Origin of the sequence: Bacillus sp. FJAT-27986 (genome assembly GCF_001685035.1) — a bacterium.
Classification (GTDB): domain Bacteria; phylum Bacillota; class Bacilli; order Bacillales; family Pradoshiaceae; genus Pradoshia.
The window spans coordinates 431,928-448,885 of sequence record NZ_MAYV01000014.1 but is presented as its reverse complement, the minus strand read 5'-3'; the positions used below and the strand labels follow the sequence as shown (position 1 = coordinate 448,885).

Genomic DNA, 16,958 nt, shown 5'->3' with positions numbered 1-16,958 from the left:
ATGGTGTCGTATTCTGTTAGGATGAATATGTATCTCCCTATCTATATAAATTCTTATGGCAGGTGGCGAAAAGGATTGGATTTAATCTTGGCTTCTTCTTCCCCAAGGAGAAAAGAATTGCTTGAAATGCTGAACACACCATTTCAGGTGAAAGTAAGTTATGCAGACGAAACCTATCAGGATGGAATGGATCCTCACGAAATAGTGATGGAATTAGCACGCATAAAATCAACTGTTATCGCTGAAACTAACCGTGATTCCGTTGTGATAGGCGCAGATACGATTGTAGTAATGGATGGTGACATCCTTGGTAAGCCGAAAAATAAAGATGAAGCAATTTCCATGCTGAATCGTTTATCCGGTAATGTACACCAGGTTTATACAGGAGTTGCCTTATTAAGAGGGCAAGATTCTATCTTGTTTTATGAAAAAACAGATGTAGAATTTTGGCCATTAAAAAAAGAAGAAATTGAACAATATGTATTGACCGGAGAACCGTTTGACAAAGCGGGATCCTACGGGATACAGCGATTTGGTTCCTTGCTGGTGAAGAGAATCGAAGGTGACTACTTCTCAGTTGTAGGGCTCCCGGTTTCCAGACTTAAGAGGGAACTTGAAAAGTTAGTACATCCTTAAGAACAGCCTCACTCCGTCAATGGAATGGAGAATATGGATGGATACAACGCAAATCATGATAAGAGACTATCCAAAGGATGATCGCCCAAGAGAACGGTTTATCCAATTTGGACCGGAAAGTCTGTCAAACCAAGAGTTACTGGCACTTCTTTTAAGGACTGGAACAAAGGAAGATTCAGTGATGAATCTGGCTAACCAACTTTTGGCTAAGTTTGGCGGGCTGCGTCTTTTGAAAGAGGCAAGTATTGAAGAAATGACTAGCATTAAAGGTATTGGGGAAGCAAAAGCTGTGCAGCTTTCTGCAGCTATGGAATTAGGAAGAAGAATCAGCAATTTGACGAATGAAGAGAGGTACGTGATTCGTTCGCCAGAGGACTGTGCCAATTATTGTATGAATGATATGCGTTTTTTATCACAGGAACATTTTGTATGTATATATTTAAATACGAAAAACCAAATACTCCATAAACAAACAATCTTTATCGGCAGTTTAAACGCCTCAATTGTCCATCCCCGTGAAGTCTTCAAAGAAGCTCTCCGCAGATCAGCAGCATCTATAATATGCTTGCATAACCATCCTTCAGGAGACCCCACTCCAAGTCGAGAAGATATAGAAGTAACCAAACGTCTAGCTGAATGTGGGAAAATTATGGGAATAGAACTTTTAGACCATTTGGTTATCGGAGAGAAAAAATATGTAAGTCTTAAAGAAAAAGGATATTTATAATACTAGGAATTCACATGAGGATGAGCTATAATATTACGTATGCTTTTTAAAGAATTTATTTTTCATTACATTACTGAAGAACTTAACTTTATGATATGAAAAAGAAAATAAAAAAACTCGTACCTAATATGGAATATGTTTCAGAAAGGGAGATATTAAAAGATGCTTGGAAATAGAGATTTAGGAATTGATTTAGGAACCGCCAATACACTTGTTTATGTTAAAGGAAAAGGCATTGTAGTACGTGAGCCTTCCGTTGTTGCATTTCAAACAGATACAAAATCCATTGTTGCTGTCGGTAATGATGCGAAAAATATGATCGGCCGTACACCTGGTAATGTTGTGGCTTTGCGCCCTATGAAAGATGGCGTTATTGCTGATTATGATACGACTGCAACCATGATGAAATATTATATGAAACAAGCGTTAAAAAACCAAGGTTTATTTGCACGTAAGCCATATGTAATGGTATGTGTTCCATCCGGAATTACAGCCGTTGAAGAGAGAGCTGTTGTTGACGCAACTAGACAAGCCGGGGCACGTGATGCTTATACAATTGAAGAACCGTTTGCAGCTGCTATTGGAGCAAACTTACCTGTTTGGGAACCAACAGGCAGCATGGTTGTAGATATCGGTGGCGGTACAACTGAAGTCGCGATTATTTCTTTGGGCGGTATTGTGACTAGCCAATCTATTCGTATCGCAGGAGACGAAATGGATGAAGCGATTATTAACTATATCCGTAAAAACTACAATCTGATGATTGGTGATCGAACTTCTGAAGCTATTAAGCTTGAAATCGGTTCAGCTGGTGATCCTGAAGATATTGAAAACATGGAGATTCGCGGCCGTGACTTATTAACAGGCTTACCAAAAACAATTGAAATCACTGCTGATGAAATTGCAAAAGCTCTTCATGACACAGTGTATGCGATTGTAGATGCGGTTAAAAATACGCTTGAAAAAACTCCGCCTGAGCTTGCTGCTGATATCATGGATCGCGGAATCGTTCTAACAGGTGGTGGCGCATTATTACGCAACCTGGATAAAGTGATCAGTGAAGAAACAAAAATGCCTGTTCTAATTGCTGAAAATCCATTGGATTGTGTAGCAATTGGTACTGGTAAGGCGCTTGATCATATTCATTTGTTCAAATCAAAAGTAAAAGATTCAAGATAATATAATAGAACGCAAAAATCCTGAAAGAGGATAATAATGATAGAGGAGCAAGGATATGCCACAATTTTTCTTAAACAAAAAATTGATTATCTTGCTGATTAGCATCATCTTTCTGGTGGCTTTGATTGGGTTCTCACTTCGGGAAAGGGATGAATTGAGCTGGCCTGAACAGTTTATGAAGGACTCGGCCGGCTTTGTTCAAACAATTTTCCATAAGCCCGCTTCTGCTGTAGCGGGCTTTTTTGAGAATCTTTCAGATTTAAGGAATACATATGAAGAAAATAAGAATCTTAAATCACGCCTGGAAGAATATGTGAAGTTGGAAACAGAGATATATGATTTGAAAAAAGAAAATGAGGAATTAAGCAATATACTTAAGAAAAAAGAAGATTTAAGTGATCATACAGTTTCTCATGCAACTGTCATTGGCAGAGGTCCGGAGAGATGGCATGAAACATTGACGGTCTCGAAGGGCAGTGTAAATGGGATTGAGAAAAATATGGCTGTAATTACTGCTGAGGGATTGATTGGAAAGGTCAAAAGTGTTTCTCAATTTACCTCTACAGTACAATTAATGACGGCTCTTGATCCGCAAAACCGTATTTCAGCAATGGTGCAAAGTAAAGAAAAATCATATGGATTTATCCAAGGATATGACGAAGATAAGCAAGCCTTGCTATTAACAGGTCTCCATTATGATGCTAAAATTAAAAAAGGTGAGAATGTGACAACATCCGGGCTTGGAGGGGTGTTCCCAGAAGGTTTAGTCATAGGTACGGTTAAGGAGGTCGTTATCGATCAATACGGATTAACCCAAACAGCTTTGGTTAAGCCGGCAGCTAATTTCTATGATTTGAATAACGTAATGATTGTAAAACGTACAATGACTACTGTAGATACAGATAGCACTGAGGGGGATGACCTGTGATAAGGTTTAAAATCTTCCTTTTAGCTGTCCTTGTTTTTATATCTGAAGGGATTTTTGTTGAAATATTTTCGGCGAAATTATATACAACACCCTACATCTTGGTGCCAAGGTTTATTATTATCTTTCTAGTGTTTTTAGGGGTGTACGGAAAAAGGAACATGGCAATCATATATGCTTTTGTTATGGGAATCTTCTATGATGTCGTCTATACAGAAGTATTGGGTGTTTATTTATTCACTTTGCCGTTAATGGTGTACTTCTCAACTCAACTGATGAAAGTACTGCAAATTAATCTTGGGATAGTCTCAACTGTATGTTTGCTTGCTATATCTATTTTAGAAATTATCGTCTATGAGGTGAATACCTTAATTGGTTATACTTCATTGACGTTCATTGAATTTGCACGTATGAGATTGCTGCCTACCTTAATTCTGAATCTAATCTTCCTACTCCTGTTCGCTTATGTATTTGCTAAGTGGATTAAAAAATGGACTGTTGAAGAAGATAATTAAACGGTATTGATTCTATAAAAAAAGGAATTGTCAGCGCTCATGTCGAATTAAATTGCATTGAGGTGAGCACGACGTCATGGGAAAGAAGAATATTCAGCATGTTATGATCAAAGGAAGTAAACAAGGTTTAACGATTGTGATTGATGATCATTCATCTATTTCTGAAGCTTTAAGAGATTTGGATGAAAAATTGTCTATTCATAATTCAACGATTGAAACAACATCAAGTATTCATGTCACCATACATACCGGTAATCGTTATTTAACGGACGAACAAGCGAAAGCTTTGGTCGATTTAGTAGAAAAAAAGGGATACATGGTTGTAAATAATGTTGAATCTAATGTTATTTTGCATGAAGAAGCCAAAAGATTGGCTGAAGAAGTGGCTGTGACAAAAATCGTGAGGATTGTCCGTTCGGGTCAAGTTTTGGAAGTGAAGGGTGACATGCTCTTAATAGGAGATGTAAATCCCGGTGCGACCGTTAAAGCCGGCGGTAATATCTTTATTATGGGTACACTGCGGGGGAAGGCGCTGGCAGGTATACACGGCAATAAAGAATGTGTCGTGTCTGCATCTGTGTTTAAGCCATCCCAAATCGTTATTGGAGATGTTTTATATAACTCTTTTGATTATGATGAGCAGGATGACCACAAAATGGAATGTGCTTATTTAGATCAATCTGGTGAGATGATTTTTGATAGATTACAAGTTTTATGTAAAGTGAGACCTAATTTATCCTTATTTGAGGAGGGCGTATAGCCATGGGAGAGGCCATAGTAATAACATCCGGTAAAGGTGGAGTAGGGAAAACGACTACTACTGCCAATGTCGGAACTGCCTTAGCGTTAATGGGGAAAAGAGTCTGTTTGGTCGATACTGATATAGGTTTGAGAAATCTGGATGTAGTAATGGGCCTTGAAAATCGTATTATCTACGATTTGGTAGATGTGATTGAAGGAAGATGCAAAATCCATCAGGCGCTTGTGAAAGATAAGCGTTTTGATGATCGTCTTTATTTAATGCCTGCAGCACAGACAGCGGATAAAACCTCCGTAAATCCAAAACAGGTCAAGCAGTTAATTGATACTTTGAAACAAGATTTTGATTATATCATTATTGATTGTCCAGCCGGTATCGAACAAGGGTACAAAAATGCAGTGGCTGGCGCTGATAAAGCAATTGTTGTAACGACACCTGAAACATCTGCAGTCAGAGATGCGGACCGGATTATCGGGTTATTGGAGAAGGAACCAAATGTCGAATCTCCAAAACTAGTCATCAACCGTATTCGAAATCATATGCTAAAAATGGGCGATATGCTAGATATTGATGAAATTACTACTCATCTATCCATTGATTTGATTGGGATTGTAGTTGATGATGATGACGTAATTAAGGGTTCAAACCAGGGAGAGCCGATTGTGTTTGACCCGAATAATCGAGCATCTGTTGCCTATCGAGACGTTGCGAGACGTATTTTAGGTGAATCCATTCCGCTAAAACCACTTGAAGATGAGAAAACAGGAATGTTTAAGCGGATAAAAAAATTATTTGGTGTTAAGTAATAGTAAGTGAGGACCTCTAATCAAACTGATTAGAAGTCCTTTTTTTGTATGTCTGCATGGCATAGCTTGGACCGACTATACATATCTTTTAGAAAAGAGCTGTATAAGAGAGGTGAAAGGATGGGCAGCCAAAGTAGCTCAGAAGTTCGTAAGCGCATTGCCGAGAGAAGAAAAAATCGGAATGCCAGTAAGAGGAATGAAAGACCGACATGGCCGGAAATGGAAGATGAGAAAGAATGGGGTTCTGAAAATGTTTTCGTATATGAAGAAGGGGTGAGTGAGCATAAAAAGCCGCCTATTATAAACAAAGATTGGATCTTATTTCGTATCCTTGCTTCTGTTTGTTTGGTTTTGTGCATGGCCATTATTTATCGAACTTCTGCTCCATGGACCCAGACAGCGAAAACTACCCTTGACCAAGTCTATCAGAAGGAATTTCAATTTGCGTCAGTATCTAGCTGGTTTGAGGATACAGTCGGAAAGCCATTTGCTTTTTTGCCTGAGGAATCGGTGAATGAATCTAAAAATAATAATGCTGCTGATAATCGTTTTGCCACGCCGGCAACAGGCACCATTATGAAAAGCTTTGTGAAGGATGGACAGGGGGTCTTAATCAAAACATCCAATAATACATCGGTTGACACGATTAAAGAGGGGGTCGTTATCTACGCAGGTGAGAAGGAGACACACGGAAAAACAGTTATTGTCCAGCATCCGGATAAGAGTGAATCATGGTACGCTCACCTGCAGGAGATAAACGTCAATTTGTATGAACAAATTAAGAAAGGAACGAAGGTAGGAATAGTATCGCCGTCGGATGAGCCGGACAAGGGGGAGTTTTACTTTGCATTGAAAGCCAATGGAAAGTTTATTGATCCTAATGAGGTGATCTCGTTTGAATAAAATATGGCCTGTGCTTACGAAAATACGCATTCATCCATTAACCTGGTTGTTACTTGCTCTTGGTGTGTTGACAGCCAGGTTTACTGAATTGCTTTTAATGTTTGCAATCGTATTATGTCATGAGCTGGGTCATGCTATTGCTGCGCAGTTATTTGGCTGGAGGATAAAATCAGTTACACTTTTGCCTTTTGGCGGAGAGCTGGAGACAGATGAGCATGGAAACCGGCCATGGCATGAGGAATTAATTGTGTTGGCATCCGGTCCTTTGCAGCATGTTTGGATTTTGCTGCTGACTTATCTTTTTTACACAATTGGCTTTATATCAGATTATATCTATACCAGTTTAATTCTATATAATTTTATTGTTTTATTTATAAATTTAGCCCCTATCTGGCCCCTGGATGGAGGAAAAGCGTTGTTTGTTTTATTAAGCAAGCGGATGCCCTTCCTGCATGCGCACCGTCTAATTATTATCATTTCCGGTGTCAGTCTGTTTCTTGCTTTAATCGGATTGGTCGCTGTTAATCCGCTAAATATGAATTGGTGGATGGTTGTTGGCTTTCTGATCTTTTCTTTATGGAAGGAGTGGAAACACCGTCAATTTGTATTTTTACGCTTTTTGATGGAAAGACATTATGGACATAATAAGGATATTAGAGCGATATCACGGCTGGAAGCGGAAAAGGATATAAAGATTTATAAAATACTTGAGGATTTCCGTAGAGACAATAAGCATATTATAATCGTGAAAAACAAGGATGAAGAATTAGGGAAGCTGGATGAAGCGGAGGTTTTACATGCCTGTTTTACATCAAAATTGGCATATCGGCCTATTGGAGAACTTTTGTATCCTTATTGACGCTCCTCTCCTGACTCGTTAAAGTAAGATTAATGAGCCAACGAGAGGATTTTTTTAATGAAAAAAATAGTGCTTGATTTTCAAGGAACGGAACGACGTCTCGGTTTATTGCAAGATGATAAGCTGATGAGGATACATATTGAAAGAGAAGGGCAGGGCCCATTTGCCGGCAATGTTTACATTGGAATTGTTCGGGAAATTGTACCGGGTATGAACGCAGCTTTTGTGGATATTGGGTTTGATAAAAATGCCTATTTGCCATTTGAAGAAACGCCGAACTACCATTTAGACCCTGAGGCAAAAACATATGTAAAGCAAGGTGAAAAGCTGCTTGTACGCATTCTGCGGGATCCAGAAGGAACGAAAGGCGCTAAAATAAGTGCGTTAATTGAAGTTTCTTCGCCGGAAATTGTTTATATAAGGGGTGAACATTTTGTCCGTACTTCTAAAAAAGCAGATAGGAAGACTGTTCAGAAGTGGAAACATATAACAGCCAAGCATCTGCAAAAAGATGAAGGTGTGATTGTTCGTACATCATTCTTGGATGCGGATGAAGAAGCCTTTATCTCGAAGCTTAGCGAGTTGCGTGAACGTTATGAGCAATTACAAAGAAAAGCGTCAAAAAGTAAAGCTCCAGCGCTTATAAGCGATCAAAATCGCATTTTGAATCTGATAGAAAGCTGGACAACAGGGACAACTGGGGACCTTTGGACTAATTCTGCAGAAGGAATGCAATTACTCCGTTCTGTACTACCTGAAACATGGGAAGCAAAGCTTCAAAAGGATAAAGTGGGTCTGTATGATTCCCACGGCGTTACTGAAGAATTGGAGAAAGCAGTCAAAAAGGTAGTCTGGCTTTCGAACGGATCGTATTTACTTTTTGGAAAAACAGAAGCCATGCATGTGATAGATGTAAATACGGGTAAGTTTACTGGAAAGCACGACATAAATAAAACAATTTTGGATACAAATATACTCGCCGCAACAGAAGTAGGAAGACAGATGATTCTGCGCAATTTATCCGGGATTATTGTAATTGACTTTATTAATATGAAATCCCCTGAGCATCGTCATCAAGTACAGGCAGCAATGGAAACAGCCTTAAAAGATGATCCGCTGCGTTCTGTGGTCATTGGGTTTACCGAACTAGGACTCATGCAAATAACACGAAAAAAAGAAGGTCCGGATTTATATGAAATTCTTCAAGAAGACTGCTTGGAATGCAGCGGAACAGGATTAATAAAAAGCCGTCAGAGCGCGATATATGAATTGGAACGTCAGTTAGAGGCATTAAAATACAGCTTGGATGATTCTGTATGGGTTGTGGTTGATTCATCCTTTTACACGTATATCAAGGACAATATTCATGCGGTGAAAATACATATCCTGTCAGGCACTAAAAATATATTTGTGACGGAGGGAAGAATGACAGGGGCCAATCGTTTTGAAATTCGAGCCCTCGGAAATAAGAAGGATCTTGAAGAGCGTTTGAAGCGTACAGAGGAAGGAATAAAAAACAAGCCTATTATCCGTATGTTAGTAAATCATGATTGACAATGTTTGTCTGATTATGATAGTATTTTTATGTTAAGTTTGTAGCACCCATGCTACAACCGCACACGTCAGGTAATAAGTCCATTATGGCGCCTGCCGTCGGCGAGTCTTAGACAATTAAGGAGGTGCAGGTATGTACGCAATTATTGAAACTGGTGGAAAGCAAGTGAAAGTAGAAGAAGGTCAATCTATCTACGTTGAGAAAGTGAACGTTGAAGAAGGTGGCATCGTTACTTTCGATAAAGTTCTTTTTGTAGGTGGAGAAGATGTGAAAGTTGGAAGCCCTGTTGTTGAAGGCGCTACTGTAACAGGTAAAGTTGAAAAACACGGCAAACAAAAGAAAATCATCGTTTTCAAATACAAAGCGAAAAAGAACAACCGTAAAAAACAAGGTCACCGTCAGCCTTACACAAAAGTAACAATCGAAAAGATTAGCTTCTAAGGCGACGCGTATGATTAAAGTAAAGGTAGTGCGAGCTGATGAGCGAATTTCTTCGTTCAGTATATCAGGACACGCCGATTTTGCACAAAAAGGTCAGGATATCGTTTGTGCAGGGGTATCTGCAGTAGCTTTTGGCTCTGTAAATGCCGTGATGAGTTTAACTACTGTTGAACCCATCATTAAACAGGCAGGTAAAGATGGCGGTTTTCTTGAAGTCCATTTTCCGGAAACGGATAGCGATGACAAGGTACAATTGTTACTCGAAGGCATGCTTGTTTCCTTACAAACGATTGAACGTGACTATGGTAGATACATGAAAATTATTCTTAGCTAACAGGAGGTGGAATACATGTTAAGATTGGATCTTCAGTTCTTCGCTTCCAAAAAGGGAGTAGGTTCTACAAAGAACGGTCGTGACTCCATTTCTAAACGTCTTGGCGCTAAACGTGCTGATGGACAATTCGTAAGTGGTGGTTCTATCCTTTACCGTCAACGTGGTACAAAAATCTATCCAGGTTTGAACGTTGGCCGTGGTGGAGACGACACTCTTTTCGCTAAAATTGACGGAGTTGTTAAATTTGAGCGCTTGGGTCGTGACAAGAAACAAGTCAGCGTTTACCCAGTAGCACAAGAAGCATAATAAGTAACAGTCAAAAGAAGCTCTAACCTTGTTGGTTGGAGTTTTCTTTTTTAGATATGAGTTTTTTTGGTTAAAACCATTATACTTCCGTATGTACCCCAAGTTATTTACTGCTGGCGAATATATTCCTCTCCTGAAACTCCGCTAAATTTGTTATACTGTAATAGATGATTTGCGATTTTTCCAGGACCTCATTATTCCAATCCGACAGGAGAATGTATTAAGATGGAAACAAAATGGACGACTGTAGAATTACTGAGGCATGCACGTCATGATTGGTTAAACAAAATACAGCTGATTAAAGGAAATATGGCATTAGGTAAAATGGATAGAGTATCTGGTCTTGTAGATGAAATTATTATTGAAGCACAACAGGAAGCGAAAATCTCAAATATGAATATGCCGATGCTTTCCGAACTTTTATTGACAGGTAAGTGGCTTCATTACAAATTCCATATTACATATGAAATTATGGATGATATAAAAGGCTATCCGGAATTGGATGAATTGATAACCAATTGGATGAAGAAGTTTTTCAATGAAGTGAATAGGCAAATAGAAGCATTAGATATCCTGCATTTAACCATCCTGCTCAGCAAAACAGATGAGGATTCATTAAAGATTGGTTTTGATTTTCAGGGACCAGTAAACAATAAAGAAGAATTAATAAAAATGTTTCAGGTAAAAGAGCCTTTAAAAATATCGGGCATTACAGAGGATATTAATTCTTTTTATTTTGAAATAACGGTAAGATAACAATCAAAGAGTTGCAAAAGCAGAAAGTAGGTGTTACCACCCATGTTTGTGGATCAAGTCAAGATTTACGTTAAAGGTGGAGATGGCGGCAATGGAATGGTCGCTTTCCGAAGAGAAAAGTATGTACCTAAGGGCGGTCCGGCCGGTGGAGACGGAGGCCATGGAGCAAATGTTGTATTTGAAGTAGAAGAAGGACTTCGCACACTAATGGATTTCCGATATAAAAGGCATTTTAAAGCACCCAGAGGGGAACATGGAATGTCTAAAAATCAGCATGGTAAGAATTCAGCTGACATGATTGTCAAAGTTCCTCCGGGCACAGTTGTTTCAGATGCCAATACTGGTGAAATTATTGCAGATTTAACCGAACACGGCCAGCGTGCCATTATTGCGAAGGGCGGACGAGGCGGACGTGGTAATACTCGTTTTGCTACACCTGCAAACCCAGCTCCTGAACTATCTGAGAAGGGTGAACCAGGGGTTGAACGTGATATAATTATGGAATTGAAATTACTGGCAGATGTAGGCTTGGTTGGATTTCCGAGTGTAGGTAAATCCACATTGCTATCGTCTGTTTCAGCTGCCAAGCCAAAGATTGCTGAGTACCATTTCACTACGATTGTCCCTAATCTAGGTGTGGTTGAAACCGGAGATGGACGCAGCTTCGTCATGGCAGATTTACCTGGACTGATTGAAGGGGCTCATGAAGGTGTTGGGCTGGGTCATCAATTCCTGCGCCATATTGAGCGTACGCGTGTAATCGTCCATGTCATTGATATGTCCGGTCAGGAAGGCCGTAATCCTTATGAAGATTATGTGACAATTAATAAGGAACTTGAAGAGTATAATTTACGCCTAACGGAAAGGCCGCAAATTATCGCAGCAAGTAAAATGGATATGCCTGATTCTGAAGAGAATTTAAAGGCTTTTAAAGAACAGCTAGAAGATGATGTACCAGTCTTCCCGATTTCATCGGTTACTCATGAAGGCTTGCGTGAATTACTGTTTGCTGTTGCCGATAAAATTGAGGAAACTCCGGAATTCCCGCTTGAGCATGAAGAAGAGACAAGCGGTGTTCATCGTGTTCTCTATAAACATGAGGCAGAAAAAGCAGAATTCGTTATTACACGAGAATCGGACGGTACCTTTGTTGTTACTGGCGATAAGCTTGAAAAACTATTCAAGATGACAGACTTCAGCCGTGATGAATCTATTAAACGCTTTGCCCGCCAGCTTAGAGCAATGGGTGTGGATGAAGCTCTTAGACAGCGCGGAGCAGTTGACGGAGATATTGTTCGTTTAATGGAATATGAATTTGAATTTGTAGATTAAGCACAAAGTTTAAGGATGGTTCCAAAGAGGGTGAACTTGCTTGCATAATAAAGCTGATAAGAAATTTTATTTAGTCAGGGAAGATGTATTGCCTGAGGCGATGCAAAAAACTTTGCAGGCTAAAGAAATGATTGAAAGAGGAAAGGCTGTTTCTGTTTGGGAGGCTGTTAGAAGCGTCGATTTAAGCAGAAGTGCTTTTTATAAGTACAGAGATACAGTTTTTCCTTTTCATTCAGTGGTAAAAGAAAAAATTATTACGCTATTTTTCCATTTGGAAGACAGGTCAGGCACGCTTTCTGAATTACTCGGTATCGTTGCATCCTCGGGATGCAACGTGCTGACCATCCATCAAACCATTCCGATTCAGGGACGTGCAAATGTAACCTTATCGTTAAATACAGGTGAGATGCATATGGAAATGAACGAATTTATAAACCGTTTAAAAAGGCTTGAATTCGTGGATAAGGTTGAAATATTAGGCTCAGGAGCTTGAAAAATAAATACATAGATAGAGAAACAGAGAGGTTTAGAGCAGGGGGAGAACACTTTGGACATACGTATTGCCTATCTAGGGCCAAAAGCTACATTTTGTGATTTGGCAGCATCAAAATTATTTCCCTATGGACAAAGGCAGGCATTTATGACAATTCCTGAATGTATGGATGCTGTGGAAGCTAAGCTGGTTGATTATGCGGTTATTCCATTAGAAAATGCTTTGGAGGGATCAGTCAATATCACACTGGATTATTTGATTCATGAAGTCCCGATTCCGATAGTTGCAGAGTTTTCCGCCCCTATTCGCCAGCATTTAATGGTTCATCCTTCTCATGTCAATGAGTTAACCAGGATTGATCGGATTATTTCGCACAGTCATGCGATAGCCCAATGTCATAAATTCCTGCATGGAGATATGAAAGGCGTACGATGTGAAAGTATTACCTCCACTGCTGCAGCCGCTCACTATATTCAAGAGCATCCGGATGAGATGACAGCAGCGATTGCAAATGAAATGGCTGCTGAAGAATATGGACTTTCGATTGTAAAATGGGATATACACGACTATTCTCATAACCATACACGATTTGTTATTCTGGGCCATAAGCCGTTATCGGAAAAAATGATTCCTATTCAACAAAAAGGAGAAAAAACAACGATTATGGTATTGCTTCCAGCTGACCATGCCGGAGCTCTCCATCAAGTGTTATCAGCCTTTTCGTGGAGGAAGCTTAACCTTTCCAAAATCGAGTCCAGACCATTAAAAACAGGACTTGGCAACTATTTCTTCATTATCGATATCGAACAAAAGATGGATGATATTCTGTTGCCTGGTGCCATTGCCGAAATGGAAGCCTTGGGTTGCCAAGTCACGGTTATGGGCAGTTATTATAGTTATTAATTATCACTCAAGATTAAACGAAGGACCCCTGCTATATTCAGCAGGGGTCCTATTTATTCTTTTACATAATTAAAATTGCGCAGCATATCTTTTTATTCTTTCAAAAAACCTGCATTTCTTAATGCCTGTACTGCTTGCTCGAGCTCCGCTTCACTTGCAGCTTCAATGGTATGAAGATGTAAACCATTTGTTAACTGGGACAAGAGAGAGGCATTTGTATTTTTTAGATTGGCGATAAACTGCCGGACATCTTGTCTGGTGCTGACCATAATGGATGCTGTTAAGTCACCGTACATGGGATGTTCCACTTTTACATCCTTCACCGTAACACCGCAGTCCACTAAAAGCAGTAGTTCCTCTTCTGCTTGTTCAGGTGCATGGAAACTCGCAATAATCCTTGTTTTCCGTTCCAATTTTGGATCGATTTGATGTATATAAATGTACCCACTTGGCGTGGCTATGATTGGTTCATTCCGTGCTTTAAGCAAGGTAATATCTCCAACTATGATTTGGCGGCTGACTGAGCAAATAATAGAGAGCTCACTTCCTGTAATCGGTTCATGACGTTCTTTTAAAATGGATAGGATATATTTACGCCGTTCTTCTGTTGTATATTTTTTCTGGGTCATCACTTATGCCCTCCTTGCTTAGGTGTTATTTTAAAATACTGGTTGTCTTTATTGTAACATAGAGGGATTTCCTTCATAAACCAGAATAATTCCGCATAAATTTTCTTAAATCAATAGCAATCTGCCCAATCAATCATAGTATATATGGACATATGCGTAGGGAGGGATTATGCGTGAAAATACACATCGTCCAAAAGGGCGACACATTATGGAAGATTGCTAAGAAATATGGAGTGAATTTTGAAACATTAAAGAAAATGAATTCACAGCTCAGCAATCCGGATATGCTGATGCCTGGCATGAAAATTAAAATACCCGATAATACGTCTCCATCTGTAAAAAAAGGAGGCAATACAAAGATTAATTTTGGAACCGTAAAGGAAGTTCCTATTTCAGGTGGGAGTTCAAATGTGAAGGAAAGTATAAAAGCAGAGACCGAGACAGTTCCGAGTAAACCGAAAGAGATGCCGATTGTGTCACCACCACCAGCAGTGAAGGAGATGCCAATACAACCGATGGATATTAAAAAAGAAAAGCCTGTTAAAGAAATGCCTAAAATGCCGTATGTCGCCCCACAGGCCATTGTAAAACCTGTTGTACCAGAAATTGATATCAACAACTATTATTTAATGAATATGGCCAAAATGGAAATGCAAACACCTCCTCCTATGCCTATTATTAAGGAGGTACCTAAAGTTAAAGAGAAGCCAGTCATAAAAGAAAAGCCAATCATAAAAGAAAAGCCGAAGAAAATGGAAAAACCAATGCCGAAGCCACAGCCCATGCCAATGCCGAAACCGCAGCCAATGCCGCAGTATATGCCGGAATATTGTCCGCCTATGATTCCATATTATGATCCATGCTGCCCGCCAGTTATGATGCATCCATGCATGGCCTATCCAACGCCTTATTTTAATCAGTCATATATGACTGGACCGTCTTATCACCAACCGTCTTTCCACCAGCCTTACTGGGGTCATGGAGACGGAATGGAAGACAGTTCAAGCTTTCACTATGGGCACCACGAATCAAGCCATAAGATGGGAGGCCACCATGGGGATTATTATCCGCAGCAGCAAGGGTATCATCAAGGCGGAACGATGTCCCCGTATGGCCAATTCCCTGTACAGGGAACACAAGGCTACTATCAACATCCAGGATTTGGGTATCATGGATATGAATCTTCCCATTATGGGATGGAATCGTCAAGCCATATGATGGATCATCATTATCAACAGCAACAGCAACAACAGCAATATATTCCGTTTGATGGGTATATACCGAAAGGCTGCGGCTGTTCTGATACAGGAGCACAGGGGTCTTTTTATCAGCCAATGAATCAATATGACCAACAAGGTATGAGTCATTCAATGGGCAAGTATGGCCAACAAGGTATGAGTCAGCCAATGGGTCAGTATGACCAGCAAGGTATGAGTCAATCGATGGGTCAGTATGACCAGCAAGGTATGAGTCAATCGATGGGTCAGTGTGACCAGCAAGGTATGAGTCATTCAATGGGCCAGTATGACCAACAAGGTATGAGTCAGCCAATGGGTCAGTATGACCAACAAGGTATGAGTCAGCCAATGGGTCAGTATGACCAACAAGGTATGAGTCAGCCAATGGGTCAGTATGACCAACAAGGTATGAGTCATTCAATGGGCCAGTATGACCAACAAGGAATGGGTCAACAAATGGGTCAGTATGAACAGCAAGGCATGAGTCACCCTATGTATCAGCATGCTGCTCAACAACCGTTTTTTCAGGATTCCCAATTTCATCAAAGGTATGGGGGTCAGCAGTTTGAAACAGGATCTCCTTCCTACAATCCCGATGGCCAGCATGTGATACCGCATATCGAGCCGGCAGCATTTGATATGCCAAGGACACAGGAAGAAAGCAGTGAGCAGGAAGGTCAATCATGATGAGGGAGCAGGAGGGAGGCAGTCTAAAAGACTGCCTCCTTGCTTATTTAAGTCAACAAAATATCGTAGTTTATGAGATGAAAGCTATCAAACCAAGATTGATTAAGGTTAGTACAAATAAGGGTATATTTATCGCCAAACAATTTGTAAATCAAAAAAGATTACTCATGCAACTCGAATTTTTAAAAAAGCTGCGAAAAGCAGGGTTCAATGGAGCTTATGTGTTTTCCGATGAAATTAAACCGTTTGAATGCAAAGGTAAATCAATCGGTTTTATAGAATATTTAACGAAGCATCCAAGAAGCTTTACGTATGAAAATTATTCGGAGCGATTAGAAGGTTTGACATTGTTAAATAAGATGCATGAGGCCTCTGCTACGATCATCAATGATTTGACAGTGGAAAAACACACTTTTTCACAAGTGTCAAAATGGAGAGAACGATTAGGAGAATTTACATCTAATAGGAATATGCTCAACAGAGTTATTCCCGACTCGATGCTGACCGAGTATTTAAGAATGGGAGAATGGGCATTGGATAAGCTGGGTTCATACGAGCTTGAGGAAGTGGATGAAGATCCTGTTATCATTCACGGCGACCTGGCACATCACAATTTTTTTAGAAAAGATGATGGTGAGCTTCTCCTTATTGATTTTGATTTGATGGCTGAAGCACCGCCTATGATAGATTATTTACAGTATGCCAACAGATTGCTAATTTTTAATAATTGCTCATTGAAAGAGATTCTTACTTTTCCTCAGTTTAAAAAATATCGGGATAATCCTTTCTTTTTGATTGGGCTTAGTTTTCCAACAGATATTTATAGAGAATGGAATCGCATCTGCCGTGATCAATTATGGAGTTCCAACCGTCGTCTCGACTCCCTTTGGGATATTACCGTGGAAGATTTACCAAAGAGAATCTATTTTTTTAGAGAATTGAAGTCGAAGATAGGGCTTTTGTAAAAATTAATC

General features: G+C 39.7%; 20 protein-coding genes and 1 other annotated feature. Of the genes, 19 read left to right on the top strand and 1 reads right to left on the bottom strand.

Features of this window, described 5'->3' with window-relative positions; translation table 11 throughout:
* The first annotated feature begins 21 nt into the window (after window positions 1-21).
* From A8L44_RS10880 to pheA, 17 genes are all read left to right on the top strand, one after another.
* On the top strand, window positions 22-636 hold the full coding sequence (locus tag A8L44_RS10880; RefSeq protein WP_077248076.1) for a Maf family protein: 615 nt from the start codon (window positions 22-24) through the stop codon (window positions 634-636).
* A 37-nt stretch (window positions 637-673) separates the two neighbouring features.
* Entirely contained in the window at window positions 674-1,363 is a 690-nt protein-coding gene (gene radC, locus A8L44_RS10875; RefSeq protein WP_066105548.1) for a RadC family protein, read from the top strand.
* A 162-nt stretch (window positions 1,364-1,525) separates the two neighbouring features.
* On the top strand, window positions 1,526-2,542 hold the full coding sequence (locus tag A8L44_RS10870; protein ID WP_066105546.1) for a rod shape-determining protein: 1,017 nt from the start codon (window positions 1,526-1,528) through the stop codon (window positions 2,540-2,542).
* 55 nt (window positions 2,543-2,597) lie between these two features.
* Window positions 2,598-3,470 carry a rod shape-determining protein MreC gene (mreC, locus tag A8L44_RS10865; protein ID WP_066105543.1) on the top strand — a complete coding sequence of 291 codons (873 nt, stop codon included), beginning with the start codon at window positions 2,598-2,600 and terminating at the stop codon, window positions 3,468-3,470.
* Window positions 3,467-3,982 carry a rod shape-determining protein MreD gene (gene mreD / locus A8L44_RS10860; RefSeq protein WP_066105539.1) on the top strand — a complete coding sequence of 172 codons (516 nt, stop codon included), beginning with the start codon at window positions 3,467-3,469 and terminating at the stop codon, window positions 3,980-3,982. The genes mreC and mreD overlap by 4 nt, the downstream gene beginning before the upstream one ends.
* Window positions 3,983-4,058: 76 nt before the next feature.
* A complete protein-coding gene (minC, locus tag A8L44_RS10855) occupies window positions 4,059-4,742 on the top strand; it encodes a septum site-determining protein MinC (protein ID WP_066105536.1) in 684 nt (227 codons plus the stop codon).
* A gap of 2 nt (window positions 4,743-4,744) precedes the next feature.
* Complete coding sequence (minD, locus tag A8L44_RS10850) at window positions 4,745-5,548, top strand: septum site-determining protein MinD (protein ID WP_066105532.1); 804 nt, start codon at window positions 4,745-4,747, stop codon at window positions 5,546-5,548.
* A 120-nt stretch (window positions 5,549-5,668) separates the two neighbouring features.
* Window positions 5,669-6,451: a M23 family metallopeptidase gene (locus A8L44_RS10845; protein WP_066105529.1), complete on the top strand. Its 783-nt coding sequence runs from the start codon at window positions 5,669-5,671 to the stop codon at window positions 6,449-6,451.
* Window positions 6,444-7,310, top strand: a complete 867-nt coding sequence (locus A8L44_RS10840; protein WP_066105525.1) for a M50 family metallopeptidase — start codon at window positions 6,444-6,446, stop codon at window positions 7,308-7,310. The genes A8L44_RS10845 and A8L44_RS10840 overlap by 8 nt, the downstream gene beginning before the upstream one ends.
* Window positions 7,311-7,367: 57 nt before the next feature.
* Entirely contained in the window at window positions 7,368-8,864 is a 1,497-nt protein-coding gene (locus A8L44_RS10835; RefSeq protein ID WP_066105523.1) for a ribonuclease E/G, read from the top strand.
* A gap of 47 nt (window positions 8,865-8,911) precedes the next feature.
* Window positions 8,912-8,984 (top strand) — a sequence feature (ribosomal protein L21 leader region).
* 13 nt (window positions 8,985-8,997) lie between these two features.
* Window positions 8,998-9,306, top strand: coding sequence for a 50S ribosomal protein L21 (gene rplU, locus A8L44_RS10830; RefSeq protein WP_066105519.1), 309 nt, complete (start codon window positions 8,998-9,000; stop codon window positions 9,304-9,306).
* 10 nt (window positions 9,307-9,316) lie between these two features.
* Window positions 9,317-9,640: a ribosomal-processing cysteine protease Prp gene (locus tag A8L44_RS10825; RefSeq protein ID WP_066105516.1), complete on the top strand. Its 324-nt coding sequence runs from the start codon at window positions 9,317-9,319 to the stop codon at window positions 9,638-9,640.
* 15 nt (window positions 9,641-9,655) lie between these two features.
* Complete coding sequence (gene rpmA / locus A8L44_RS10820) at window positions 9,656-9,946, top strand: 50S ribosomal protein L27 (protein ID WP_066105513.1); 291 nt, start codon at window positions 9,656-9,658, stop codon at window positions 9,944-9,946.
* Between the two features lie 225 nt (window positions 9,947-10,171).
* Window positions 10,172-10,702 (top strand): Spo0B domain-containing protein, encoded by a 531-nt coding sequence (locus A8L44_RS10815; protein ID WP_066105512.1) that lies wholly within the window; start codon window positions 10,172-10,174, stop codon window positions 10,700-10,702.
* 42 nt (window positions 10,703-10,744) lie between these two features.
* On the top strand, window positions 10,745-12,034 hold the full coding sequence (obgE, locus tag A8L44_RS10810; protein ID WP_066105509.1) for a GTPase ObgE: 1,290 nt from the start codon (window positions 10,745-10,747) through the stop codon (window positions 12,032-12,034).
* A 40-nt stretch (window positions 12,035-12,074) separates the two neighbouring features.
* Window positions 12,075-12,527: an ACT domain-containing protein gene (locus A8L44_RS10805; RefSeq protein WP_066105503.1), complete on the top strand. Its 453-nt coding sequence runs from the start codon at window positions 12,075-12,077 to the stop codon at window positions 12,525-12,527.
* Window positions 12,528-12,587: 60 nt separating this feature from the next.
* Window positions 12,588-13,430: a prephenate dehydratase gene (gene pheA / locus A8L44_RS10800; protein WP_066105689.1), complete on the top strand. Its 843-nt coding sequence runs from the start codon at window positions 12,588-12,590 to the stop codon at window positions 13,428-13,430.
* A 92-nt stretch (window positions 13,431-13,522) separates the two neighbouring features.
* Here pheA and A8L44_RS10795 read toward each other — a convergent pair whose 3' ends face one another.
* The gene (locus tag A8L44_RS10795) at window positions 13,523-14,062 is read right to left on the bottom strand and encodes a transcription repressor NadR (protein ID WP_139063840.1); all 540 of its coding nucleotides are present in this window, start codon (window positions 14,060-14,062) and stop codon (window positions 13,523-13,525) included.
* Between the two features lie 170 nt (window positions 14,063-14,232).
* Between A8L44_RS10795 and safA the strand changes: the two genes are divergently transcribed.
* Entirely contained in the window at window positions 14,233-15,984 is a 1,752-nt protein-coding gene (gene safA / locus A8L44_RS10790) for a SafA/ExsA family spore coat assembly protein (RefSeq protein WP_066105497.1), read from the top strand.
* Window positions 15,981-16,949, top strand: coding sequence for a phosphotransferase (locus A8L44_RS10785; RefSeq protein WP_066105494.1), 969 nt, complete (start codon window positions 15,981-15,983; stop codon window positions 16,947-16,949). The genes safA and A8L44_RS10785 overlap by 4 nt, the downstream gene beginning before the upstream one ends.
* The last annotated feature ends 9 nt before the right edge of the window (window positions 16,950-16,958 follow it).